This window comes from Thermobifida halotolerans (assembly GCF_003574835.2).
In the GTDB taxonomy this organism is placed as follows: domain Bacteria; phylum Actinomycetota; class Actinomycetes; order Streptosporangiales; family Streptosporangiaceae; genus Thermobifida; species Thermobifida halotolerans.
Window position 1 is genome coordinate 3073632 of the sequence record NZ_CP063196.1, and the last position, 24564, is coordinate 3098195.

The 24564-nt window shown below is 72.4% G+C and carries 17 protein-coding genes; 6 read left to right on the plus strand and 11 right to left on the minus strand.

The genetic code is table 11. From position 1 onward, the window contains the following. Positions 1–128: 128 nt before the first annotated feature. A complete protein-coding gene (gene malQ, locus NI17_RS13790; protein ID WP_119267940.1) occupies positions 129–2237 on the minus strand; it encodes a 4-alpha-glucanotransferase in 2109 nt (702 codons plus the stop codon). 155 nt (positions 2238–2392) lie between these two features. Between malQ and NI17_RS13795 the strand changes: the two genes are divergently transcribed. After that, positions 2393–3619, plus strand: coding sequence for an MFS transporter (locus NI17_RS13795; RefSeq protein ID WP_234401706.1), 1227 nt, complete (start codon positions 2393–2395; stop codon positions 3617–3619). Positions 3620–3638: 19 nt separating this feature from the next. Here NI17_RS13795 and NI17_RS13800 read toward each other — a convergent pair whose 3' ends face one another. Then, positions 3639–5069 (minus strand): amidase, encoded by a 1431-nt coding sequence (locus NI17_RS13800; protein ID WP_068689128.1) that lies wholly within the window; start codon positions 5067–5069, stop codon positions 3639–3641. A 329-nt stretch (positions 5070–5398) separates the two neighbouring features. Here NI17_RS13800 and NI17_RS13805 point away from each other — a divergent pair, with 329 nt between their 5' ends. Next, positions 5399–6085, plus strand: coding sequence for a nuclease-related domain-containing protein (locus NI17_RS13805; RefSeq protein WP_068689126.1), 687 nt, complete (start codon positions 5399–5401; stop codon positions 6083–6085). A gap of 228 nt (positions 6086–6313) precedes the next feature. Then, positions 6314–8185 carry a dihydroxy-acid dehydratase gene (gene ilvD, locus NI17_RS13810; protein WP_084012441.1) on the plus strand — a complete coding sequence of 624 codons (1872 nt, stop codon included), beginning with the start codon at positions 6314–6316 and terminating at the stop codon, positions 8183–8185. A gap of 57 nt (positions 8186–8242) precedes the next feature. On the opposite strand, the gene NI17_RS13815 is transcribed toward ilvD, so the two are convergent. Both NI17_RS13815 and NI17_RS13820 read right to left on the minus strand, forming a co-directional pair. After that, positions 8243–8446: an FmdB family zinc ribbon protein gene (locus tag NI17_RS13815; protein WP_068688784.1), complete on the minus strand. Its 204-nt coding sequence runs from the start codon at positions 8444–8446 to the stop codon at positions 8243–8245. A 180-nt stretch (positions 8447–8626) separates the two neighbouring features. Further along, complete coding sequence (locus NI17_RS13820) at positions 8627–9172, minus strand: HNH endonuclease (RefSeq protein ID WP_068688782.1); 546 nt, start codon at positions 9170–9172, stop codon at positions 8627–8629. Positions 9173–9468: 296 nt separating this feature from the next. Between NI17_RS13820 and NI17_RS13825 the strand changes: the two genes are divergently transcribed. The 3 genes from NI17_RS13825 to NI17_RS13835 all read left to right on the plus strand — a co-directional run bounded on the left by NI17_RS13825 (position 9469) and on the right by NI17_RS13835 (position 13329). Beyond that, a complete protein-coding gene (locus NI17_RS13825) occupies positions 9469–11562 on the plus strand; it encodes a prolyl oligopeptidase family serine peptidase (protein WP_068688774.1) in 2094 nt (697 codons plus the stop codon). Between the two features lie 96 nt (positions 11563–11658). After that, on the plus strand, positions 11659–12093 hold the full coding sequence (locus NI17_RS13830; RefSeq protein WP_068688773.1) for an acyl-CoA thioesterase: 435 nt from the start codon (positions 11659–11661) through the stop codon (positions 12091–12093). 90 nt (positions 12094–12183) lie between these two features. Continuing rightward, on the plus strand, positions 12184–13329 hold the full coding sequence (locus tag NI17_RS13835; protein ID WP_068688772.1) for an MFS transporter: 1146 nt from the start codon (positions 12184–12186) through the stop codon (positions 13327–13329). A 63-nt stretch (positions 13330–13392) separates the two neighbouring features. On the opposite strand, the gene NI17_RS13840 is transcribed toward NI17_RS13835, so the two are convergent. The 7 genes from NI17_RS13840 to cobA all read right to left on the minus strand — a co-directional run bounded on the left by NI17_RS13840 (position 13393) and on the right by cobA (position 24187). Then, positions 13393–13884, minus strand: a complete 492-nt coding sequence (locus NI17_RS13840) for a globin (protein ID WP_084012440.1) — start codon at positions 13882–13884, stop codon at positions 13393–13395. A 109-nt stretch (positions 13885–13993) separates the two neighbouring features. Further along, complete coding sequence (ettA, locus tag NI17_RS13845) at positions 13994–15658, minus strand: energy-dependent translational throttle protein EttA (protein WP_068688768.1); 1665 nt, start codon at positions 15656–15658, stop codon at positions 13994–13996. Between the two features lie 55 nt (positions 15659–15713). Further along, positions 15714–16775, minus strand: a complete 1062-nt coding sequence (locus NI17_RS13850; protein WP_119267941.1) for a DUF4192 domain-containing protein — start codon at positions 16773–16775, stop codon at positions 15714–15716. Between the two features lie 64 nt (positions 16776–16839). Continuing rightward, the gene (locus NI17_RS13855) at positions 16840–18186 is read right to left on the minus strand and encodes a sensor domain-containing diguanylate cyclase (protein WP_068688767.1); all 1347 of its coding nucleotides are present in this window, start codon (positions 18184–18186) and stop codon (positions 16840–16842) included. A gap of 623 nt (positions 18187–18809) precedes the next feature. Beyond that, positions 18810–20936 (minus strand): YfjP family GTPase, encoded by a 2127-nt coding sequence (locus NI17_RS13860; RefSeq protein WP_119267942.1) that lies wholly within the window; start codon positions 20934–20936, stop codon positions 18810–18812. 41 nt (positions 20937–20977) lie between these two features. Then, entirely contained in the window at positions 20978–22840 is a 1863-nt protein-coding gene (locus NI17_RS13865; RefSeq protein WP_068689123.1) for a dynamin family protein, read from the minus strand. A 60-nt stretch (positions 22841–22900) separates the two neighbouring features. After that, complete coding sequence (gene cobA, locus NI17_RS13870) at positions 22901–24187, minus strand: uroporphyrinogen-III C-methyltransferase (RefSeq protein ID WP_068688766.1); 1287 nt, start codon at positions 24185–24187, stop codon at positions 22901–22903. Positions 24188–24564: the final 377 nt, after the last annotated feature.

Below are 24564 nucleotides of genomic sequence, written 5' to 3' on the forward strand. Positions count from 1 at the left end.
CGTGGTGAGTGGGCAGAACCGGGCGCGCGACCCCAAAGGCATTTCATGTGGCCACGGGATCACGCTCCGTTGTTTCCGGGAACAGACCCGCTGGCGGGAACCGAGACCGGCACCTCCGGGTTCCGCCACTACTGATGAGTCGGCCGCGGACCGAGCATCGGGCGGCGGGGCGCGGGCAGTTCTCCTCCCGCCTCCGGGCGCGGAGCCAGGTCGGCCAGGTCACCGAGAGCGGCGCGCACCGCCGCGCCCCGCTCCGGGTGGGTCGCCAGGTCCTCCAGGAACACCGGTTCGCCCTCGCCGTTGGTCAGCGGGATGCGCCAGTTCGGATATCCGCCGCTGGTCCCCGGCTGGTTCTGCATGCGGTGGTCGCCGACCAGGTCGGTCAGGGCGACGCCGACCAGCTTCGAGGGGGTGCGCCTCAGGTACCCGTGCAGGGCGGTGACCACCGCGGCGGGGTCGGCCACCGGGTCGACCGAGGGGTCGAGCAGCCCCAAGTCCACCAGGAGCGCGCGCCAGGCGGCGACCCGCTCCTCGGCGTCGGCGCGCTCCTCCTCCACCGGGCGGGTCAGCAGGTCGAGGTGGGCGCGCAGTTCGACGTGCTCGGCCGTGACGTAGGAGGCGACCGGCGGCAGGTCGTGGGTGGCGACGGTGGCCAGGCAGTCGGTGCGCCAGGTCTCCGGGCGGCGCGGGCGGCCGTTCTCGTCGTGCTCGAACCACAGCACCGAGGTGCCCAGCACCCCGCGCTCGTCCAGGTGCTCGCGGACCCACGGTTCGACGGTGCCCAGGTCCTCGCCCACCACCAGCGTGTCGGACTCGTGGGCGGCCAGCAGCAGCGCGCCGACCGTCCCCTCGTGGTCGTAGCGCACGTAGGCGCCGTCGGCCGGGGAGGCGCCCTCGGGCACCCACCACAGCCGGAACAGCCCCATGACGTGGTCCATCCGGACGCCGCCCGCGTGCCGCATCACCTGCCGCAACTGCTCCAGGAACGGCCGGTAGCCCTGTTCGGCGAGGCGGACCGGATGCCACGGGGGCTGGCCCCAGTCCTGGCCCTGCTGGTTGAACTCGTCCGGCGGGGCCCCGACGTGGATTCCCGGGACGAGCGTGTCGCGGTACATCCACGCGTCCGCGCCGCCGCTCTGCGCGCCGACCGCGAGGTCGTGCACGATCCCGATGTCCATTCCGGCCCGGCGGGCGCCGGACTGGGCCGCGGCGAGCTGCCCGTCGAGGATCCACTGCGCCCAGCGGTGGAAGTCGACGGTCTGTCGGCGGCGCTGCGCCTCGGCTCGGACCGCGGCGGAGTCGGCGGTCCGCAGCGGCTCGGGCCAGCGGCGGTAGTCGAACCCGTGCTCCTCGGCGATCGCGCACCAGGTGGCGTAGGACTCCAGCGCCTCGCCCTCACGGGCCAGGTAGGCGCGCAGCTCCTGCTCCCGGTCGGCGGAGCGCCGCACGTGGAAGAGGATCTCCAGCGCGCTGCGCTTGGCGTGCCAGACCGCGTCGCGGTCCAGCAGGTCGGCGGTGCGGCCCTGTTCGCGCAGCGGGCGGGCGAGGCGCTGGACCGTCTCGCGCTGCATGGAGTTCAGGCGCGCGTACTCGGGGATGTCCTCGACTCGGACGTAGAGAGGGCTGGCGTAGCGGCGGCTGACCGGCAGGTAGGGGGAGGCTTCGAGGGGCGGCAGCGGCTCGGTGGCGTGGAGCGGGTTGACGAGGGTGAAGGAGGCGCCCAGGTCGCGTGCCGCCCAGGCGGACAGTTCGGCGAGGTCGTGCAGGTCGCCCATCGCCCAGGAGACACGGGAGCGGACCGAGTACAACTGCGCCATCAGGCCCCACATCCGGCGCCCCGCGAGTTCCGGCAGCCGGTCGGGCACCACCAGCAGGGGCGCCTGTTCGTGGCCGCGGTCGTGCTCCACGTGCAACCGGTGCGCTCCCAGCGGCAGCCCGTCTCCGGGATCGGCGCGTCCTCCGTCGGCGAGTTCCACCCGGGCGCGGGCCCCCTCGGGAAGCGCGAGCCGTGGGGCGCGGCCCCGGCGGGCGACGACGGCCGGGGGCAGCAGGCGTGCGGCCCGGCGCTCCCGGTGCTCCTCGAGGGCGGCGCGGGGGTCGCTCACGTCGACTCCCAGGGCGGTGAGTACGTGGCGCAGGGTGGGCGGGGGGACCGTGGTCCGGTCGCCCCGCCAGTCCACGTAACTTGTCGAGACGCCGTGTTCCTCGGCCAGTCGGACCAGCTCAGCATCGCTCACACCACCCGATGATGCCGCAGAGGGCCCCGAATCGGCGGTATCTGTGACCGCCAGTCGTGAACACGGACAAGATTTCTCCGCGTTATCGGATCTTCACGCTCCGTTCTCCAAAAATACGAGAGAAATCATCCCATGAATGCGGCCATACTTGTCTGGTGCTCAAGTCCTACCGTCCGCTGCTGTCGGTTCCCCACCTGCCCGGGCTCTTCCTCTGGTCGCTGGCCGCCCGGTTGAACATCGCGGGCCTGCCGATCGGGATCACCTTCCTGGTGGCCGACTGGACCGGCTCCTACGCCCTGGCCGGGGCGGTCAGCACCACCCTGACCGTGGGCGCCGCGGTGGCGGGGCCGCTGCGCGGCCGCAGCGCCGACCGGGGGCGCACCGACCGGCTCATGGCCGTGTGCGGACTGTGCTACGGGACCGGTCTGGTGGTGCTGGCCCTGCTGCCCGCCCCGCTGTGGTGGCTGTCCTTCCCCCTGGCCCTGGCCACCGGCCTGTTCACCCCTCCGGCCTCCCAGGTGGGCCGGGCGCTGTGGCCGCACCTGACCTCGGGGCGGACGCGCACGGCCATGTACGCGGCCGAATCCACCTTCCAGGAACTCGTGTTCGTCGTGGGACCGCTCGTGGCGGCCGCGGCCGTGGGCGTGGGCGGCGGCCGCGGCGCCGTGCTGCTGATCGCGGTGGTGACGGTGGCGGGCTCCGCGGGGTTCGCCCTCGCGATCCGCCGGGCCGGTCTGGCCACCCCGCCGCGGCCCGCGACCGGCGCCGCCCCCCTCACGGGGAGGCGCCGGTCGCTGCTGCTGCAACCGGAACTCGGTCTCCTGGTCGCCGTGTGCATGCTGCTGATCGCCGGACTGGCCGCCGTGGACCTCGTCATCGTGGCCTGGGCGCGGGAGTTGGGCCGTCCCGGCATCGCCGGGGCGCTCGCTGCCATCTGGTCCGTCGGGTCGCTGGTCGGCGGACTGGTCGCGGGCGGACTGGCCGGTCCGCCGCGGATCAGCCGCCGCGCGTTCGCCGCCGCCGCGGGCACCGTGCTGCTGGTCCCGCTGCTGCCTCCGGTGCTGGTGCTGCCCACGCCGTGGCTGCTGGCCCCGGTGCTGTTCGTCGCGGGCCTGGCGATCGCCCCGACGCTGGCGGCGGCCACCGAGCGGATCAGCGACGTGGCCCCCAACGACCGGCGCGCCGAGGCGTTCGGCTGGATGAACACCGGCATCACCACCGGAGTGGCGGCCTCCGCGCCGCTGACCGGGTGGCTGGTGGACGGGGGCGGCCCCGCTCTGGGCGTGGTGGGCGGCGCGGCCATGGTGCTGGGGGCCGCCGTGCTGACACTGGGGGTCGGGCGGACTCCCCGGCGGTGCTCCGATCCGGTGCCCGCCGCCTGACCAGTCCGCCGGACCGGCCCTACCGGCGCCAGATCTCCGGAACGCGGCCGTGCCACGGCAGGGCCGCCTCCAACTGTGCCGACAGGGAGATGAGCGTGCCCTCCGCGCCGAGCCGTCCGGCGAGCATCACCCCCACGGGCAGCCCGTCGGCGGTGGTGTGCAGCGGGACGCTCACCGCCGGCTGCCCGGTGATGTTGTAGACGTTGCCGAAGGGGGTGAAGACGTTCATGCGGGCGAACTCCTCGGCGGGGTCGCCGGTGGCGTCGAAGTACCCCACGGGAACCGGCGGCATGGCCAGTGTGGGGGTGAGGACCGCGTCGTAGGGGGCGAACACGGTCAGCGCGCGGCGGGCGAAGCGCCGCAGCCCCGCGGCGGCGTCCAGGTAGGCGGACGCCGACGTGGCCCGTCCCCGTCCGCGCAGCCAGCGGGTCAGCGGACGCAGCCGGTGCTCGTCCTCGGGCGGGACCGGGGACCGGGCGGCCGTCACCGCCCACACGGTCGCGAAGTGGCGCATGTGGGAGCCGTCGAAGGGCGGTTCGATCTCCTCGACGTCGTGCCCCAGTTCCGCCAGCAGCCGGACGGTCTTGTGGTAGGCCGCCAGGACGTCGGGATGCACCCGCACCTCGGGCAGCGGCGGAACGGCGAAGCACGCCACCCGCAGCCGCCCCGGATCACGTCCGGCGTGGGCCAGGAACGTCTCTCCCCCGGCGGGCGGCGGCGCCGGGTAGGGGTCGCCGAGGCCGTTGACGGCGATGGCGTCGAGCAGCAGGGCCGCGTCGGCGACCGTGCGGGCCAGCGGCCCGGTGACGGCCAGGCCGAGCAGGTCGGTGCGCAGCGGTGCCGTGGTGACGCGGCCCCGGGTGGGTTTGATCCCGTAGATCCCGCACACGCTGGCGGGGATGCGGATCGAACCGCCGCCGTCGCTGCCCTGGGCGAGGGGGGCCAGCCCGGCGGCCACCGCGGCCGCCGCCCCGCCGCTGGAGCCGCCCGCCGAGCGGGTGGTGTCCCACGGGGTGCGCGCGGGAGGGGCGACCTCGTTCTCGGTGTAGCAGGGCAGGCCGAACTCGGGGGTGTTGGTCTTGCCGGGGATGACGGCTCCGGCGCGCCGCAGCGCGGCGACGTAGCCCTCGTCGGCGTCGGCGACGTGTCCGCCGAACACGCCCGACCCCAGGGTGCAGCGCACTCCGGCGACCATGTCCAGGTCCTTGATCGGAACGCTCAGGCCCAGCAGAGGGGGCAGCCGTTCCGGAGCCTCGGACAGCACCCGCCTCTCCGCGATCCGCGCCTGCCGCCGCGCCAGTTCCGGGGTGACCGTAACGAAGGCCCCCACCTCGTCACCGAGCCGTTCGATCCGGTCCAGGTAGTGGTCGGTGATCTCGACGGGGGACAGTTCCCGGCGCCTGACCAGCTCCGCCTGCCGCACCGCGGTGAAGTCGTGGATCTCGCTCACGAACATCGAGGTTAGACGGGTGGCGGCGGAGGTTCCGGCGGCGGAAAGTGTCCTGCGCTGCGCGCGCCCGCGCGTGAGGGATCATTCTTCCCAGGTCGGCCGCTGGCGACACGTGTAGGAAAGCGCCATCGGGGGAACAAAAGTGTACGTCCCAGTGGACTAGGACCTGACACGGAAGCGAACTACCCTACTCAGACGTGGAATCGGCAACCAGCACCAAACCGGACGAGCCCTCGACCGCCGACAACGAGAGCCGGCGTGGGAACGGGTCCCCCTCATCCTTCTCCCGGCCCACCAGCAGGCCGGCGGCGCCCCGGACGGACGCGCTGCTGCGGACCTACCGCTCACTGCTGAAACCGGACACGGCACGCCGCTGGCTGCCCAGAGCACTCGCCTGTCTGGTCGCGGCCGTGGCCGTGGGACTCCTGTCCGGGAGCTGGCGGATCGGTGTGACGGCCGGAGCCGCGGTGCTCATCGGCTTCATCGTCCACACCTCCCAGCGCCGGTCCGAGATCCCGCAGTGGCGCAGGCCCTCCTCCGCGCGGCGGCGCACCGAGGCGCAACTGAAGGTCATGCAGCGCTTCGGCTACCGGGTGCTGCACGCCCGGCGCATCCAGGACGGCAACGGCCAGATCGACCACTTCATCGTGGGACGGCGCGGCGCCTTCGCCATCGACTCCGAGACCTGGGACAAGCGCCTGCCGCTGCGCAACAAGCTGGAGAAGCTCTACCACGGCCGGTTCTCCAAGAACGAGCGCATCGACGAGGCGCTGGCCGAGGCGCGCAACGCCGAGCGGCTGATCAGCCAGGAGCTGGGCCGCGAGATCAGGGTGCGCGCCGCGCTGGCGATCTACGGCCCCAGCATGCCCTGGGACAGCCACCGGCTGCGCGGGGTCGACATCATCGTCGGCACCAAGGTCCGCAAGTGGCTGCGCAGCGGCAAGGACCGGCTGTCGGAGGAGGAGATCAAGGAGATCTACCAGGCCGCCAAGAAGGTCCTGCCTCCCCTGTACTGAACCGCTCCTCCGCGCCCGCGGGGCGGCACGCGCCACCCCGCCGTGTTCCCCGGAGGCGGGTGTCCGCGACCCCGACGGTTGGCCGGGGGGACTACCATCGGGAGAACGACGCCAGTTTCGACTCAGGGCGGCACCCCGGACAGGGCACGCCGCGCGGATCGCCGGCGGGTACCCCACCGTCTCCGTCTCGCCGCCGGTCCCGGTTCTTCTCGACGGGAGCAGACTTCCATGCCCGCGCTTCGTTCACGGACGGTCACCCACGGCAGGAACATGGCCGGTGCCCGCGCGCTGCTGCGCGCCACCGGCGTGGCACGTGAGGACTTCGGCAAACCCATCGTGGCGGTGGCCAACAGCTTCACCCAGTTCGTGCCCGGACACGTGCACCTGCGCGAGGTCGCCGACGTCGTGGCCGACGCGGTGCGCGAGGCGGGCGGCGTACCGCGCGAGTTCAACACCATCGCGGTCGACGACGGCATCGCCATGGGGCACGGCGGCATGCTGTACTCCCTGCCCAGCCGGGAGCTGATCGCCGACGCCGTCGAGTACATGGTCAACGCGCACTGCGCCGACGCGCTGGTGTGCGTGTCCAACTGCGACAAGATCACCCCCGGCATGCTGCTGGCCGCGCTGCGGCTGAACATCCCCACCGTGTTCGTCTCGGGCGGGCCGATGGAGGCCGGGAAGGTCACCGTCGTCAACGGCTCCGCCACCACGGTGCGCAAGCTCGACCTGATCAACCCGATGATCGCCGCCGCCGACGAGAGCGTCTCCCAGAGCGAGCTGGACGCCATGGAGGAGGCGGCCTGCCCCACCTGCGGCTCCTGCTCCGGCATGTTCACCGCCAACTCGATGAACTGCCTGACCGAGGCCATCGGCCTGGCGCTGCCCGGCAACGGCACCGTGCTCGCCACGCACACCGCGCGCAGGCGGCTCTACCAGGACGCGGGACGGCTCGTCGTGGAGGCGGCCCGGCGCTACTACGAGGACGACGACGCCTCGGTGCTGCCGCTGTCCATCGCCACCCCGGCCGCGTTCGGCAACGCGATGGCGCTGGACGTGGCCATGGGCGGCTCCACCAACACGATCCTGCACCTGCTGGCCGCGGCCACCGAGGCGGGCGTGGACTTCGGGCTGGACGAGATCGACGCGCTGTCGCGCCGGGTGCCCTGCCTGTGCAAGGTCGCGCCCAACACCGACAGGTACCACATCGAGGACGTCCACCGGGCGGGCGGCATCCCCGCCATCATGGGCGAACTGGCGCGCGGCGGCCTGCTGGACACGTCGCTGCCCATGGTGCACGGCATGACGGTCGGCGAGTACCTGGACGCCTGGGACATCGCCTCGCCGGACGTGCGCTCCGAGGCGGTGGAGCTGTTCCACGCCGCCCCCGGCGGCAGGCGCAGCGCCGAGGCGTTCTCGCAGGAGGCCCGGTGGGAGTCCCTGGACCACGACCGTGAGTCCGGCTGCATCCGCTCGGTCGAGCACGCCTACACCAGGGACGGCGGCCTGGCCGTGCTCAGGGGCAACCTCGCTCCCGACGGCGCGATCGTCAAGACCGCGGGCGTGGAGGAGGAGCTGTGGACCTTCAGCGGCCCGGCCAAGGTGTTCGAGAGCCAGGAGGACGCCGTGGACGGCATCCTCAACAAGCAGGTCGAACCCGGTGACGTGGTCGTCATCCGCTACGAGGGCCCCAAGGGCGGTCCGGGTATGCAGGAGATGCTGTACCCGACGAGCTTCCTCAAGGGCCGCGGTCTGGGCAAGGCGTGCGCGCTGATCACCGACGGCCGCTTCTCCGGCGGCACCTCGGGGCTGTCCATCGGGCACGCCTCCCCCGAGGCCGCGGCCGGGGGCGACATCGCCCTGGTCGAGGACGGCGACACCGTCAGCATCGACATCCCCAACCGGTCGATCACCCTCGACGTCCCCGAGGACGAGCTGAACACCCGCCGGGAGCGTCTCCTCAAGGAGCTGGGCGGCTTCCGGCCGCGCAACCGGCAGCGTCCGGTGAGCGCGGCGCTGCGCGCCTACGCCGCGATGGCCACCTCGGCCTCCACCGGCGCGGCCCGCGACGTCAGCCAGGTCGAGCGGGTCCGCCCGTAGCGGACAGCGAAAGGGAGGGCCCGGCGGCCGGGCCCTCCCCCACGCACCGGGTGCGGGTCAGCCGCAGCAGCCGCCCCCGCAGCAGCCACCCCCGGCCGGGCGCGGTGCCTGGGCGACACCGCCCACCCCGACGGTGGACAGCAGTTTGACCGTGTCGTCGTGCCCGTGCGGGCATTCGGCCGGGTCGTTGGCCTCGGCCATGGGCCGGGACAACTCGAAGGTCTCGCCGCAGGCGCGGCAGCGGAACTCGTATCGAGGCATGGCACCAGGATACGACCGAAGGGAACGACTGTTCCGGCGCTCCTCGGCGCCGCAGGAGACACGTCCGGGGACGTCGCACTCCGTCGGGCGACGTCCCGGTCGGCTACCCGAAGCCGTGGACGGGGCGCCGGGACACCCGGGACCGGGCTGGGACCGGACCCGGTCCCGGTGTCTCAACGCTCAGACCACTGCTTTGGCCATGTAGGGCGCCCAGAGAGGATCGTTGTGGTTCTCGCTGTTGATGAGGCGCCAGTGGACGCCCCGCGGAACCGTGGGTGTGACGTTCAGCTTCCAGCCGAGTTCGTCGAGGAGCCGGTCGGCCTTGCGGTGGTTGCACGTCTTGCAGGACGCCACCACGTTCTCCCAGACGTGCTGGCCACCGCGGCTGCGGGGAATGACGTGGTCGATGGTCTCGGCCCGCTTGTCGCAGTAGGCGCAGTGGTAACCGTCGCGCCGCATGAGCGCCACCCGGGTCAGGGGGACCCTGCGCCGGTAGGGCACCCGGATGTAGCGGCGCAGCCGGATGACCGAGGGCACCGACAGCACCGTGGTGGTCGAGTGCAGCACGGCGCCGGTGGAGTCACCGTGCACGACCTCGGCCTTGTCCCGCAGCACCAGCAGGATCGCGCGGCGCAGCGGTACCGTTGTCAGTGGTTCGTAGCTGGCGTTGAGCAGCAGTACGTGACGGCGGACTGGACCGCCCTCCGTACCGCGTGAGGCGTTCATGAGCGCCTCCGGGCCGCCGACGTGTCGGCCGCCCGTGTCTCTTCCCCGGCCAGCCTGTCGGCCAGCCAGGAGACCTCCCTGTGGACCGGCCAGACGACCGGCACCCTTCGCGTTGCCACACGGACCTCCCGTGGGTGGTTCCCGCCGAGTGATGTCCCTCATTCAGTTTGCTTGGTCGAGGCTGATCATCGCCACCCCATTTCGCCACAGCGTCACGAAAAACCCTCGGGACGGCGTACCCGGGGGGAACGGACGCCCGCGGCGGACGCCGCCATGCCGCGGATAGAGTTCCTGGCATGCTCGACTTCCCCTCCTACCCGCCCGCCGAACGCCAGAGTCTCACCGAGGTCCTGCACGGACGTCCCGTCGCCGACCCCTACCGGTGGCTCGAGGAGGCCGACTCCGCCGCCGCCAAGGAGTGGTCGCGGGAGCAGGACTCCCTGTACGCCACGGCCTCCCGCGCCTGGTCCGGCGGTGACTGGTTCCGCGACCGGCTGCGTGAGCTGATGGGCGCCGGATACGTGGGCTCGCCCGTCTGGCGCGGGGAGCGCCGCCTGTTCGTCCGGCGCGCCGCCGGCCAGGAGCACGGTGTCCTCCACGTCCGCGACGCCTCCGACTCCGAGCGGGTGCTCGTCGACCCCACCGAACTCGACCCGGAGGGCACCACCACCCTGGACTCCTGGGTTGCCGACCACGAGGGGCGCCTGCTGGCCTACCAGTTGTCCGAGAGCGGCGACGAGCAGTCCCGGCTGTGGGTCATGGACATCGCCACCGGCGAGACCGTGGACGGTCCGATCGACCGCTGCTCCTACTCCCCCATCGCCTGGCTGCCCGGCCAGGAGGCTTTCTACTACGTGCGCAGGCTGCCCCCCGAGCAGGTCCCGGAAGGTGAGGAGCAGTACCACCGGCGGGTCTACCTGCACCGGGTGGGTTCCTCCCCCGACTCCGACACGCTGATCTTCGGGGAGGGGCGGGACAAGACCGAGTACTTCGGGGTGTCGGTCAGCCGGGACGGACGCTGGCTGACGCTGACCGCCTCTCCGGGCACCGCTCCGCGCAACGACGCCTGGATCGCGGACCTGACCGCGGCGCCCCCCGAGGCGCCCCGGTTCACCGAGATCCAGACGGGCGTGGACGCCGAGGTGTTCCCGTACGCGGGACGGGACGGGCGGCTGTACCTGTTCACCGACCGGGACGCGCCGCGCGGACGGCTGTGTGTGGCGGACCCGTCCCGCCCCGGGTACCCGGACTGGCGCACGCTGGTCGCCGCCGACCCCGAGGCGGTGCTCGGCGGTTACGTGATCCTGGACGGCGCGGAACTGGACGCGCCGGTGCTGCTCGCGCTCTGGAAGCGGCACGCGATCAGCGAGATCAGCGTGCACGACCTGGAAACCGGGCAGCGGGTGCGCACTCTCCCGCTGCCCGGTCTGGGTTCGGTGGGCGACATGACCGCCCGGCCCGAGGGCGGTGCCGAGGCCTGGTTCCACTACACCGACCACACCTCGCCGACGGCGGTGTACCGCTACGACGCGCGTACCGGCGAGGTGTCTCTGTGGGAGGGGCCGCCCGGGGCGCCCCGCGCCCCGCGGGTCCGCACCGAGCAGGTCACCTACACCTCCCGGGACGGGACACCGGTGCGGATGCTGGTGATCTCCCCGCCCGACGCCGACGGCCCCCGCCCCACCGTCCTGTACGGCTACGGCGGTTTCGCCATCTCGCTGACCCCCGGCTACTCGGCGTCGGTCCTGGCGTGGGTGGAGGCGGGCGGCGTCTACGCGGTCGCCTCCCTGCGGGGCGGACTGGAGGAAGGCGAGGAGTGGCACCGGGCCGGGATGCTCGGCAGCAAGCAGAACGTGTTCGACGACTGCCACGCCGCCGCCGAGCACCTGGTCGCCACGGGGGTGACCACACCGCAGACGCTCGCCGTGATGGGCGGCAGCAACGGGGGGCTGCTGGTCGGCGCGGCGATCACCCAGCGCCCGGAGCTGTACGCCGCGGCGGTGTGCTCGGCACCGCTGCTGGACATGGTCCGCTACGAACGGTTCGGCCTGGGGCGGCTGTGGAGCGTGGAGTACGGCAGCGCCGACGATCCCGAGGCACTGGAGTGGCTGCTGGCCTACTCGCCGTACCACAACGTGCGCGAGGGGGTGCGCTATCCGGCGACCCTGTTCACGGTCTTCGACAACGACACCCGGGTGGACCCGCTGCACGCCCGCAAGATGTGCGCGGCGTTGCAGCACGCCACGTCCGCTCCCGTGGCGCAGGCCCCGATCCTGCTGCGCCGCGAGGCCGAGGTCGGGCACGGCTCCCGTTCGGTGAGCCGCAGCGTCCGACTCGGCGCGGACCAGTTGGCCTTCCTCGCCCACCACACCGGTCTGCGTGTTCCGTGATGTGCGGGGAACGGGACGGGCACCCCTGGGCGCGGTGGCCGTGACGGGGCTTGCCACAATCGGTGGGGAACCGCGACCGATGGGGGCAGGACAGCCGTGCGCGACAAGGTGACCGACCAGACGGCGGCCGGGCTTCGACACGTCCATCTGGGACGCGTCCGCTTCGCCGACCTGGACCCGCTGAACCACGTCAACAACGTGCGGATGCTGACCTACCTGGAGGACGCCCGCATCTCCTTCCTGCGCTGGGACAACGAGGACGGCCCGAGTGTCTTCGGGAATCTGGTGGTGGCCCGGCACGAGGCCGACTACCTGCGTCCGCTGACGCTGCGCCGCGCCCCCTTCCGGGTGGAGACCTGGGTGACCGAGATCAGGAACGCCAGCTTCACCCTGCGCTACGAGGTCCTCGACGACGACGCGGTGTACCTGCGGGCGCTGTCGGTGCTGGTCGCCTACGACCTCGCCGAGCAGCGTCCGCGCCGCCTGAGTGCGCAGGAGCGCGCCCACCTGCGGCGGTACCTCGCCGAATGAGACCTCGCCGCCGGGGCGGCGCGCCGCCCCGTCTAGCCTTTCGCCGTGGGTAGACGTTGGTTGGTCCTGTGTCTTGCGGTCGTCGCGCAGATGGCGAGCCTGTCGGCGCTGTTCGGGGTGGCGTTCGTGCTCCCGGAACTGCGGCAGACGTACGGGATCACCATCACCCAGGCGGGCACCCTCGCCGGACTGCCCAGTCTCGGACTGCTGCTGACCCTGCTGGGCTGGGGCGTGGTCATCGACCGTTACGGTGAGCGTTTCACCATGACGGCGAGTCTGGCCCTCACCGCGCTCCTTCTCGCCCTGTTTCCGACGGTGGAGGGGCCGGTGGGCGTGGGGAGCCTGCTGTTCCTGGTGGGAGCCGCCGGTGGTCCGGTGAACGCGGCGGGCGGCCGACTGGTCATGGGCTGGTTCGCGGTGCGGGAACGCGGGTTGGCGATGGGGCTGCGCCAGACCGCCCAGCCCCTGGGCATGGGCCTGTCTGCGGCGTTGATGCCGATCCTGGCCCACCACCACGGTTTCGCGGCGGCGATGCTGCTGCCGGGGGTTCTCGCGGTGGCCGTGCTTCCGCTGGTGGTGCTCTTCGCGGTTCCTCCTCCGGACTCCGCCGCGTCGGGTTCCGCCGGGGCGGGGCGCTCTCCGGCCACCTCCTCTCCCTACCGGCACGCCGCGATCTGGCGGGTGCACGCGGTGAGCATGCTGCTGGGTGTTCCGCAGTTCACCGTGGTGACGTACGCGCTGGTGTACCTGGTGGAGCAGCACGGGTGGAGTGCGCCGACGGCGGGGGCGCTGATGGCGGCCGTGCAGATCCCCGGTGCGCTGGCCAGGATGGGGGCGGGGGTGTGGTCGGACCGGGCGGGCAGCCGCCTGGGACCGGTGCGGGTCGTCTCCGGATGCGGGGCGGTGACGCTGGTGCTGCTCGCCGCGGCGTCGTCGCTGTCGGAGGCGGCCGTGGTGCTGCTGGTCGTCGGCGCGGTGCTGACCATGAGCCACAACGGGCTGACCTTCACCGCGGTGGCGGAGACCGCGGGAATGGTGTGGGCGGGCCGGGCGATGGCGGCGCAGAACTCGCTGCAGGCGGTCAGTTCGACACTGACTCCCGTCCTGATGGGGGTGCTGATCGACTGGTTCGACTACCGTGCGGCCTTTGTCGCCGCAGCGGTGTTCGGGGCCGCCGCGATCGCTGTGATTCCCCGCACGCGACGGGTCGGCGCCCGTGCGGCGCGGCAGCCGTGACGGTGCCGGAGGCGTCGCCGCGCCCGGACCACCGTCCAGGCCGCCGCGGGCGACGCCGTACCGTCAGCTCAGGGAGATGCTGATCGTCTCGCCCTCGTCGTCGTCCCCCCGGGACCGGTCGGTGACGGTGACCACGCGGTTGACGGCCGGCGGCCGGGCGTCCTGGGGCACGTTCACCATGCTGTGGGCGGCGTGGACCAGGTACTCCCACAGCGGCTGCTCCAGGCGGGGCGGCAGGGCGAGATCGTCGACGGCCGCGCGCATGTGCGCCAGCCAGCGGTCGCGCTCCTCGGCTCCGATGCGGTACGGGAAGTGCCGCATGCGCAGTCTCGGGTGGCCGCGCCGCTCACTGTAGGTGTGGGGGCCGCCCCAGTACTGCATGAGGAACAGTCGCAGCCGCTCCTCGGCGGGCCCCAGGTCGGCCTCGGGATACATCGGACGCAGGACGGGATCGGCCGCGACCCCCTCGTAGAAGCGGCGGACCAGGCGGGTGAACGTCTCCTCGCCCCCGACCGCCTCGAAGAAGGTCACTTGGTCATCGTGCTGGGAAGTCATAGCGCCTACAGGGTATGTGCTGTCGGCCCGTCCGCGCCCCGCGGCTGTCGGGGGCGGACCGGTCGGCGCGGGTCCCCGGGGCGGCGTGCCGCCCCGGGGTGTGCCCCGGTCAGTTGCGGGTGAGCTTGCGGTGCGTGACGGCGTGCGGGCGGGCCGCCTCGGGGCCGAGGCGTTCGGTCTTGTTCTTCTCGTACAGTTCGAAGTTGCCCTCGAACCAGAACCAGTTGGACCCGCCCTCCCAGGCCAGGATGTGTGTGGCGACGCGGTCCAGGAACCAGCGGTCGTGGCTGGTGATCACGGCGCAGCCGGGGAAGTCCAGCAGCGCGTTCTCCAGCGACGCGAGGGTCTCGACGTCCAGGTCGTTGGTGGGCTCGTCCAGCAGCAGCAGGTTGCCGCCCTGCTTGAGGGTGAGGGCCAGGTTGACCCGGTTGCGCTCGCCGCCGGAGAGCACCCCGGCCATCTTCTGCTGGTCGGATCCCTTGAATCCGAACGCGGCCACGTAGGCGCGGCTGGGGATCTCGACGTTGCCGACCCGGATGAAGCTCTCGCCGTCGGAGATGACCTCCCAGACGTTCCTGTTGTCGGCGATACGGCCGCGGTACTGGTCGACGTAGGAGATCTGGACGGTCTCTCCGATGGAGATCGAGCCGCTGTCGGGCTGCTCCTCCCCCACGATCATCTTGAACAGGGTGGTCTTGCCGACACCGTTGGGGCCGATGACACCGACGATGCCGTTGGGAGGCAGCGAGAAGGTGAGGTCCTCGATCAGCAGACGGTCGCCGAAGCCCTTGGTGAGGTTCTTCACCTCGACCACGGTGCTGCCCAGGCGCGGCCCCGGCGGGATCTGGATCTCCTCGAAGTCGAGCTTGCGGGTCTTGGCGGCCTCTGTGGCCATCTCCTCGTAGCGCTGCAGACGGGCCTTGCTCTTGGACTGCCGGGCCTTGGGGTTGGAGCGGACCCACTCCAACTCCTCCTGGAGGCGCTTCTTGCGCTTGGCGTCCTTGGCTCCCTCGACTTTGAGCCGGTCGGCCTTGGTCTGCAGGTAGGTGGTGTAGTTGCCCTCGTAGGGGTAGAGCCGACCGCGGTCGATCTCCAGAATCCAGGTGGCGACGTTGTCCAGGAAGTAGCGGTCGTGGGTGATCGCGATGACCGTCCCCGAGTACTTCTCCAGGTGCTGCTCCAGCCACTGGACGCTCTCGGCGTCCAGGTGGTTGGTGGGCTCGTCCAGCAGCAGCAGGTCGGGCTGCTCCAGCAGCAGCTTGCACAGCGCGACGCGGCGCTTCTCACCGCCGGAGAGCAGCGAGATCTCGGCGTCGGCGGGCGGGCAGCGCAGCGCGTCCATCGCCTGGGCGAGCTGGCTGTCCAGGTCCCAGGCGTTGCGGTGGTCGAGGGCGTCCTGCAGCTTGCCCATCTCTTCGAGGAGTTCGTCGGAGTAGTCCGTGGCCATCTTCTCGGCGATCTCGTTGAAGCGGTCGAGCATCGCCTTGGTCTCCGCGACACCGTCCTGGACGTTCTCCAGGACCGTCTTGGCGGGGTCGAGGTGCGGCTCCTGGGCGAGCAGACCGACGGTGTAGCCGGGCATGAGACGCGCCTCGCCGTTGGACGGCTGCTCGATGCCGGCCATCAGCTTCAGCAGCGTGGACTTGCCCGCGCCGTTGGGTCCCACGACGCCGATCTTGGCACCGGGAAGGAAGGAGCCCGAGACGTCGTCCAGGACAACCTTGTCACCGTGCGCTTTACGCACGTTTCGCATCGTGTAGATGTACTCCGCCATGTCTTCCAGCCTAGGGTGTTCGGTCCCCTGCACCGGCCAACTCCGCACCGGCCGGCTATCCGGCCTCGGTGCCGTCGGCGACGGGGGCCTGTTCGGCGAGCCACTCGGGGGTGAACCCGTCCCAGTCGCGCGGGGAGAGGCCGGAGTGCACCGCCCTGCGGACGAGTCCGGCCATGGAGTAGTCCGGCTCGGCCGCCACGGCCCGGTCCAGTGCCGCGTCGGCCAGGACCGGGTCGTCGTTCTGCCACGCGGCGAACGCGAGCAGCGAGGCGGGCGCCGCGGCGTAGGCGGTGTCCACCCGGCGCAGCACGTGCGACCACAGGCTGATGTGCGCGGCGATGCGGGACCGGTCGATGTGCGCCCACGCCTCGTCCCGGGTGCGCAGGTCGACGAGCAGCACCCCCAGCCAGGCCACGGTTGCGGGGGCGGGCGGCGGCTCGCCGTTCAGCGCGGCGGCCACCACGGTCCGCACCGTGCGGATTCCCTCGGCGGTGAGGGAGGCCCGCCCGGTGGGGCCGGACTCCCCCCACAACCGGGCGCAGCGCTGCTCGGCGTCGCGGGTGGCCCGGTCCATCGTCTCGCGTTCGGCGCCGGTGACGGGGTCGGTGAGGGAGAGGATTTCGGCGCGGTCGGCGCGGACGCGCACTCCCGCCGCGACCGCCGTGGCGGGAATGGTGGAGTGGTGGATGTCATAGGGGACCCCTTCGGGGTCGCAGCGGTCGGTGCCGGCGCACTCGTAGGACCAGTAGCGGTCCTTCGTCACACGGAGCGCTTCCGCGACGGTGACGCCGAGGCTCCTCAGGCGGGTCCGGGCGGCCAGGAGGCAGGGGGTGACGAGTTCGTCGGCGCCGTAGGCGATGAGGATCGCGCTCCGGCAGCTCCGGGTGGTGAAGGGGACGCACAGGCGTCCGGCGAGGCCGGAGGGGTCGTCGACGGCTCCGGTGAGCGGCCCGCATCCGGATGCGAAGTCGACGGAGCCCTCGTGGCCGTCGGTTCCCAGCGCGATGACGCAGTTCTCCGGGTGGAAGCCGACCAGGTAGGGCACTGCCGCGATGAGGTCGACGGGGGTCTTGACGGAGAGCCGGACGGGGAACCGGAAGATCTCTTCTGTATCCATGCCCCCACTCTCCGCCGCCGCTCACACGCCGCCGCAAGCCGAGTCGGCGGCCTGTGGACGGCGGTCAGCCGCCGCGGGTGTCGGCGGGCGGATCGCCGGCGGACCGGACGGTGGCGCCCACCGACTTGGCCACCGGCAGGCACACGCGGTCGCGCCCGGAGTCCTTGGCCCGGTAGAGCGCGAGGTCGGCGGCTGCCATGAGTTCCAGCAGGTCGCGTCCGTGCACCCGGAGCAGGGCCACCCCGATGGAGACGGTGACGGTCACCGTGGTGTCGTTGACCGGCAGCGCCATACGGCTCACCCGGGTGCGTAGCCGCTCGGCGGCCCGGCAGGCCTCGGCCATGTCCGCCCCGGGCAGCAGGACCACGAACTCCTCCCCGCCGAAGCGGCCGATCACGTCGTACTGGCGGAGTTGGTGGCTGAGCGTGGTGGCGACGCCGAGTAGCACCTGGTCGCCGAACAGGTGCCCGTGGGTGTCGTTGACCTTCTTGAAGTGGTCGATGTCGACGATCAGGACCGCCAGGGGGCACCCGGTGCGCAGGGCCCGCGCCAGTTCGGTCTTGGCCACCCGTTCCCAGGCGACCGCGTTGAGCAGCCCGGTCTTGGGGTCGGTGCGCGCCGCGGTCTGCAGTTGCTGGAAGAGCAGGCTGCGCTGGAGCAGCAGTACCGGAGGCAGCACGACCAGCAGGAGGAGGAGTGACAGCGCGCACAGGACGGCCACGATCAGTCCCACGCACACCTCGACCGCGTCCAGCAGCAGCGACTCCGAATCCCACACCGTGGTGCGGCGGGGCTCCTCGGGAACGCTGAGCCGGATCGCTCCGGCGATGAGGACGGTGTTGCAGAGGGTGAACAGCACGGCGCACAGCACGGCGGCCCCGATTCCCTCACCGGTGACCAGCGCGCTGCCCTCGGCCGAGCCCGAGACCCCGCCGAGCAGGACCACCGGCCCGGGGACGAGGGCGTGGAACACCGACGAGGCGGAGAAACCGGCGAGCGCGACCACGGCCGCGCTGAACACGCGTCGGAACATGACGGCGCGCTGGATCCGGTACTGCATCAGCACGTAGAGCGGTATCGGCGTGATGAGGGAGTACAGGGGCGGCAGGAGCAGCAGGACCGGAATCCACCAGGCGCCCAGCAGGTCGCGGACCATCCCCTGGGGCATGCCCAGGCGGCGCATGGCCTCGACGCAGACCGCTCCCGAGAGGACGAGGGCCGCGGCCGTGAGCGCCTCCTCCGCGCGTGGGACGGTGGTGTACAACCCGACCACGGCCAGCAGCACGTCGACGACGACGAGCCCCACCACGAACCCCACCACGGCGCGCGGCTGGGCGAAGAGCGCCCACTCCCCGGGGCGGAGCAGCACTCGGCGGTGGCGGTCGGTCATCGGATGCCGGGTGAGTGTCATTGGGGCCCCCTCGCTGTCGGTCGACCCGATACGGCGGGCCCACCGGCTCCGCCGCCGCCCGGTCCTGGCCTCCGTCTCCCCCTCGGAAACGGAGCACCAACGGAAGACTACTTTAGGTAATATTCTAATTGCCAATCGTGAGAGCCGCTGGAAAACAAGCACATTGGAAGGCGCCCCCCCGGCATGTGGGGCGAGTCACCCGGAGAACGCCGGAGCCCCCGCCCCGGGAGTCTTGTGGCCCCGCCCTCGGGGGAAGGGCGGGAAGCGGTGCGGGAGAGGCCCGCCGAAGGGGGCTGGCGACGGAGTGGTGAGGCGCCCCCGGCACCGACCCACCCGCGCCCCCGCCGACGGAGAAGCCAGGGGGGCACCGGCCACCACAGCGCCCCGGCCCCGCGGTTGGGGACCATCTGCGCAGCGCGGGAGGGTGGAGGTGCGGGCGGGGTCGGGTGCCGCGCGCGCCGCCCGACCCCGCCAGCCCCCTCCGGCGCGGCACCCCCGAAACGTCCCTCCCCCGGAGGGCCGGCGGTCCACGACTCCCTCACGCCCCTGCCGCCGTACACGCGACGGCGCCGGCCGGGAGGAGGTCTCCCGTCCGGCGCCGTCGTGTCGCCGCTCGGCGGCGGTCAACTCCGTCCTGCGGGCCGCACCTCGTGCAGCGCCTGGCAGTACCGTTCGTAGTTGCTGATCTCGGCCTCGATCGGCGCCACGACCCGCTCGACCGCGATCCGCTTGACCTGCTCGGTTCCGTGCGTCTCGACACGCTCACGGCGACGGGCCGCCTCGACCGTGACGAGGTTGCGGCAGCCCACCCCGGTCAGCCATCCCAGCAGCAGGGCCCCGATGGTCACCGCGGCGGCCAGGACCAGCAGCGCCGGTTCGGTGAGTCCGCCGCCGATCCAGCCGACCAGCAGCGCCCCGAGCCACACCAGTCCCCCTCCGGCGAGCGCCACCAGCAGGTACTGCACGACCCGCACCGCCTGCCACCAGGAGGGGGAGACGCTCTCGTCCGGCACCGTGCTCGCGATGGCCGCGCCCAACTCGTCGGGCAGCGTCTCCAGGTTCGTCCGCCCCGCCTCGCGCACCCGCTGCGGCCACGGATCCGGCAGGGAATCCGCCGCGGCGGACGCCGCCGCGGCGATCGCGGTGTCGATCTCGGCCCGCTGCGCTCCCACCGGTCCGGTGCTCGCCTGCACGTCGTCCGAGGTGAGGAACCCCAACTGGGCCGCGCGCAGCGGATCGCGGCGCAGCCGTCTCGCCCACCGGACCAGCGGCCATCCCACAGCGCGGGCGCCGCGACGCTCGTGCACGCTCTCGACCGCGTCCGCGATCGCCTCGACCCCGCTGGCCTCGGCCAGCCGGTCCACCAGCGCGGCCCGGGCCGGTGGGGGCAGTTCCGCGGTGGCGCCCGCGACCCCGTAGGTCTCGAAGTCCCCGACGACCTGCTCCAGGTCGGCGACGAGCCGGTCGATGGCGGCGCGGCGCTCGGCGACGGTCTCCACGAGCAGTTGGCGCAGCTCGCGCAGCCCCTCCCCGGTGACCACCGAGGTGGTCAGCACCCGCGGCTGGACCCCCGACTCGGTCTCCAGCAGCCGCCGCAGGTCGGTCAGGAGTTCCTCGACCTCGTCGGGGTCGATCCGGTCGATCTGGTTGAGCACCGCCACCATCACCGCTCCGTGCCCGGCCATCTCGGCCAGGTAGCGGTGGTGCACGGCGGCGTCGGCGTACTTCTGCGGGTCCAGGACCCAGATCAGCAGGTCGGCGGTCCTGATGAGATGGTCGGACTCCGCGGTCTGCGCGGCTCGCACGGAGTCGTGGTCGGGCAGGTCCAGCAGGATGAGCCCGGTGAGGTCGGAGTCGCCCCTGTCGAGTTCGCTGACCCGGGCGTGCCGGTAGCGGGGCGGCACCCCCAGCCAGCCGAGCAGGTTGTCGGCGCCCTCGAGGCCCCACACGCAGGCGTGCGCGGCGGTGGTGGTCGGCCGGGTGATGCCCACCCGCGACAGCTCCAGCCCGCACAGCGCGTTGAACAGCGAGGACTTTCCGCTTCCGGTGCCACCGGCCAGCGCGATCACGGTGTGGTCGGCGGACAGCCGCAGCCGCGCCCCGGCGTGCTGGAGCAGCCCCCGGGCGCGTTCGACGAGTCCGGGGTCGAAGTGGCCGCGCCCCAGCTCGACGAGGACGGCCAGGGCGTCGAGCCGGGAGATCAGCTCCGCGCGGGTGGTGGCCGGCATCGGCTGCCAGATCTCGCGGCGGGCGGGCCGGTACTCCTCTTCCTCCTCCGCGTCGTCGGCGGAGGGCTCCCAGTCGGGCTGCGGGGCCGGTGCCTGCGTCCGGTCGGGGACCGTGGGCACGGGGCCGGTGCGCCGCCCGGCGATCGTGTCGTCCTCGTCGACCGCTCCGGCGAGACTGCCGACCCAGCCCGCGAGGTTGTCCGGGTCGTCGGGGTCGGGACGGCCGCCCTCCTCGACGTCGGCGGCGTCCACCGCCACGATGGGCGCGCCCCGACGTGGCGCGGTGTGTTCGTCCTGGACGGCGGGGTCCGTTCCGTCCTCCGGCTCGGCGGGCTCGGGGCGCCTGGCGGCGGGGGCTTCGGGCACCCGGTACCGGAAGGCCGGACGGGGGCCGCTGTCGGAGTCGGCGGGAGGCGGTGTCCGCTCGGATTCACCTCCCTGCTCGGAGTGGTCCGCCGCCGGTTCGGCTCCGCTCGGGGACGGGTGCTCGCTCCTCGGGGGGCCGGTTTCGAAGTCCGCCATGTCAGGCTCCTGCTCGGTGCGAGCGGAGTTGGGAGATGTCGTCATCGTGCAATCTCAAGATGGTCCGTGGCCTGGTAGAGCTGTGCGGAGTCGGAGGGGTCAGGCAGGTCTGTCGCGGCCAGCGCCTCCGCGAAGCGGAGCTTCTCCGCCTCGAAGAGCGCGCTGACCCGCGTGCGCAGGTCGTCGCGTGCCTGAATCCTGATGGTACGCAGGGGTTCCGCTCCGAACAGGGCCTTGAGCAACCGGTTCGGCGCGGCGCCCGGCGGCGGGGCGACAGCGCTGTCGTGGTCGGAGATACCGAAACCGAGCAGTCCGACGATCAGGACGAGACCGAACGCCTCGACATCGTAGGTGAAGAAACGCGACACCGAGCGCTTGGCCACTCCGTCGGAGGAGATGAGTTCGGTGATCCGGGTCTGCCAGTCGGCGACGGCCGTCCTGACCCGGTAGGCGAAGTCCGCGGGCACCTCGTCGACCGAGTGGCGTTCGGCGATGGCGCGCGCCCCGGGGATCTGCCGCCACTGCTTCATGGTCGTCTCGATCGCGCGTTCCGCGGCGGAGACCACGAGCGCCTCGACCGCGTCGCGGATCGCCTGCTCCAGGGCGCGCACCCGGGAGCGGTCCTCGGCCTGCGCCCTGGTCCCGCGTTTGCTGCGTATCCGCAGCGAGCGCGCGAGCTCCCCGCTGGCGGCGATGTCCTGCCAGCGGGCGAGCACGTTGCCGCGCAGCAGGGACGCGTCGGAGGTACCGCGTTCGACCTCGGCCAGGGCGTCGGCGAACGCGGCGCTCGCGGACGTGGCCAGCGTGCGTCCCACCTCGGCCTGCGTCTCGACGTGCTTGGCGAGTTCGGGGATACGGGTGCGGAAGCTGTCGAGCACGCCGAGGAGGGTGCGGCGGGCGATCCGTTCCCGTTCGACCTCGTCCCCGGCGACATCGGCCAGATAGTCGCGGATCTGGTCCGCGGTGTTGCCGGTGAAGCGCCCTCCGGCGATCTGGTCGGTCTCGGGGATGACGAAGCGGGGAGCCGTTCCGAGGCCGTTGGCCTCCAGCATCGCCCCGAAGTGGGCGACGAGCTGTCTTCGGCCGCGCCGGGGCACCCGGGAGAGGACGACCGCCAGGGAGGTGTCGCGGTCCCGGGCGACCTGGAGGAACTGCCAGACCCGGGCGTCGGCGTAGCGCCGGCTGGTGGTGACGAACACCCACAGGTCGGCGGCGTCCAGGAACTTCGCGGCGAACTCGTGATGGGCGGCGACGGCGGAGTCGACGTCGGGGGTGTCCAGCAGCGCCACTCCCTCGGGCATGTGCTCGGTGGCGGCGAGCACCAGCATTCCGTCTTTTCCGGGCATGGCCAGGCCCTGCTGGCGGACACGGGGCAGCGACGGCAGGAACGACGCCTCGCTGAACCAGTCCACGTCGGCGGGGTTGCAGGCCAGCACGGGGCTGTTGGTGGTGGGGCGGCGCACCCCGGTGGTGGTCACCTGGGCGCCCACCAGACTGTTGACCAGGGTCGACTTTCCGGCTCCGGTGGAACCCGCGACGGCGATCAGCAGGGGGACGTCCGTCCTGCGCACCCGCGGGAGCACGTAGTCGTTGAGTTGGTCGAGGACGTCGCTGCGTGCGGTGCGGCCCTCCTCCGCTCCGGGAAGCCCCTCGACGAACTCGATGCTCCGGATCCTGTCCCGCAGCGCTTCGAGGTTCTGCTCCAGGCGGGTGTCGCGGGCCGTGGCTCCGCGGTGCGCTCCCCCCGACCTGCTTCCTCTGCGGGAACGCGCCGCGGCGGGCACACCGCCCGGGGCGTCTCTGCCCTGAGCCGCGCTGTCTCCCCCGCCCGTGCCCCTCACGGGCGCGTCCGGCACGGGTTCGCCTGGTCCTGTCGCTTCCGGCACAGCAGGCGGCCGGGTCATGGCGGTTCCGCCCTTCTTGTCGGTATTCGTGGTCACAACACCCGATTCCCCGCGGCCCCGTCACCCCTGACCGTTCGGCCTGCCGGGCCAGGCCGGTGATCCCGCGGCGTATTGGCCTCCATGCAGTATGTCAAGCTCTCGGGCCGCGTTCACCACTTCGCCGATGACGAGTACCGCCGGATGGCGCACCCCCGCCTCCGCGGCGGCCTCCTCGACCGTCTCCAGGGTGGCCACCAGGGTGGTCTGGGTCGGCAGGGTGGCCTCCTGCACGACGGCGACCGGCGTTTCGGGCGCCCGGCCGTGCTCGACGAGCGCGGCCGCGATCTGTCCGATGCGTTCGACCCCCATCAGCACGACGATCGTGCCGCCGCTTCGGGCGAGCGCGGCCCAGTCGACGGTGGAGCGCTCGTCCCCGGGGGCCACGTGGGCGGAGACGACGTGCAGGTCCTGGGCGACGCCGCGGTGCGTGACGGGGATGCCCGCGCTGGCGGGGGCGGCGAGCGCGCTGGTCACCCCGGGGACCACGGTGACCGGGATCCCGGCGGCCGCGCACGCGGCGGCCTCCTCACCGCCGCGTCCGAACAGGAAGGAGTCCCCTCCCTTGAGCCGGACCACGAACTTGCCCTTCCTGGCGCGGTCGACGAGAACGTCGTTGATGCTCTCCTGGGCCATCGAACGACCATAGGGGATCTTTGCGGCGTCGATGACCTCCACCTCGCCGGACAACTGGTCGAGCAGGCTGGTGGGGGCGAGCCGGTCCACCACGACCACGTCGGCCTGCGCCAGCAACTGCCGGCCACGCACCGTGATCAGCCCGGGGTCGCCCGGACCGCCGCCGACCAGGGCCACGCCCCGCAGCGGTTCGCGTCCCCTGCGGGCGTCCAGGGCGCCCTCGGCCAGTTCGTCGACGATGGCGTCGCGCAGTCCCGCCGCGCGCTGGGGGTCGCCGCCCGCGATCACTCCGACGGTGATCCCCGCGGCGCCTCCGGTGGCCGGGGTCCAGGCGCTGGAGGCGTGCCGGTCGTCGGCGCGGACCGACCAGATGCGCGCGGCCTCGGCCTCGGCTGTCACCGCCGCGTTGACCTCGGCGGAGTCGGTCGCCGCGTGTACCAGCCAGAAGTCGCCGAGCGCGGAGTCGGTGACGTCGCCGGTGCGGTAGGCGCGCCGCTCCCAGCGCACCTTCCCGGCCTCGGCGAGACCTTCGAGCATCGTGGTGACGTGGGGGGAGACCACCGTGACCCGCGCGCCCGCCTCCAGGAGCACGGGGACCCGCCGTTGGGCGACGTGGCCGCCGCCCACCACGAGCACGTCCCGCCCCTCCAGTCGCAAACCGAGGAGATACGTCACCGAGGCAGCCTCCAGATCCCGCTCTTCCAGCCCCGAACGTCCGAGGGCTCCGATGCGTTCGTGTGCCAGGTCCGGGTGGACGCCTGTCCTGTCCGGTCCGTCCCCGCCGGCCGCCGAGACGGCGGACGGACGTCTCGTGGTCTGCTCAGGAGCGGTTCGGCACCGGACTCCGGCCGTGCGGACGGATCAGGGCAAGACGCAAAGCCCCTATTCCAGACACGGTCCCAAAATACCGTGCTGACAGTCCCCTCCCGCTACTACTTCCTAACGACAGTGATCCGTCTTGCTAACGGCGGAGCCCCGGCCCCTCCGCTGTGGGACGGCGCACCCGCTCCGGTGGCGGCCGCCTCCGTCGTCGGCTCCCGAGCGTCCGGGGA

What these genes read in the sequence shown, in the direction of transcription:
- NI17_RS13815 (WP_068688784.1), bottom strand. Translation starts at nt 8,446, where the DNA reads ATGCCTCGATACGAGTTCCGCTGCCGCGCCTGCGGCGAGACCTTCGAG.
- NI17_RS13820 (WP_068688782.1), bottom strand. Translation starts at nt 9,172, where the DNA reads ATGAACGCCTCACGCGGTACGGAGGGCGGTCCAGTCCGCCGTCACGTA.
- NI17_RS13860 (WP_119267942.1), bottom strand. Translation starts at nt 20,936, where the DNA reads ATGGCGGACTTCGAAACCGGCCCCCCGAGGAGCGAGCACCCGTCCCCG.
- NI17_RS13855 (WP_068688767.1), bottom strand. Translation starts at nt 18,186, where the DNA reads ATGACACTCACCCGGCATCCGATGACCGACCGCCACCGCCGAGTGCTG.
- NI17_RS13825 (WP_068688774.1), top strand. Translation starts at nt 9,469, where the DNA reads ATGCTCGACTTCCCCTCCTACCCGCCCGCCGAACGCCAGAGTCTCACC.
- ilvD (WP_084012441.1), top strand. Translation starts at nt 6,314, where the DNA reads ATGCCCGCGCTTCGTTCACGGACGGTCACCCACGGCAGGAACATGGCC.
- NI17_RS13850 (WP_119267941.1), bottom strand. Translation starts at nt 16,775, where the DNA reads ATGGATACAGAAGAGATCTTCCGGTTCCCCGTCCGGCTCTCCGTCAAG.
- NI17_RS13835 (WP_068688772.1), top strand. Translation starts at nt 12,184, where the DNA reads ATGGCGAGCCTGTCGGCGCTGTTCGGGGTGGCGTTCGTGCTCCCGGAA.
- NI17_RS13840 (WP_084012440.1), bottom strand. Translation starts at nt 13,884, where the DNA reads ATGACTTCCCAGCACGATGACCAAGTGACCTTCTTCGAGGCGGTCGGG.
- NI17_RS13865 (WP_068689123.1), bottom strand. Translation starts at nt 22,840, where the DNA reads ATGACCCGGCCGCCTGCTGTGCCGGAAGCGACAGGACCAGGCGAACCC.
- ettA (WP_068688768.1), bottom strand. Translation starts at nt 15,658, where the DNA reads ATGGCGGAGTACATCTACACGATGCGAAACGTGCGTAAAGCGCACGGT.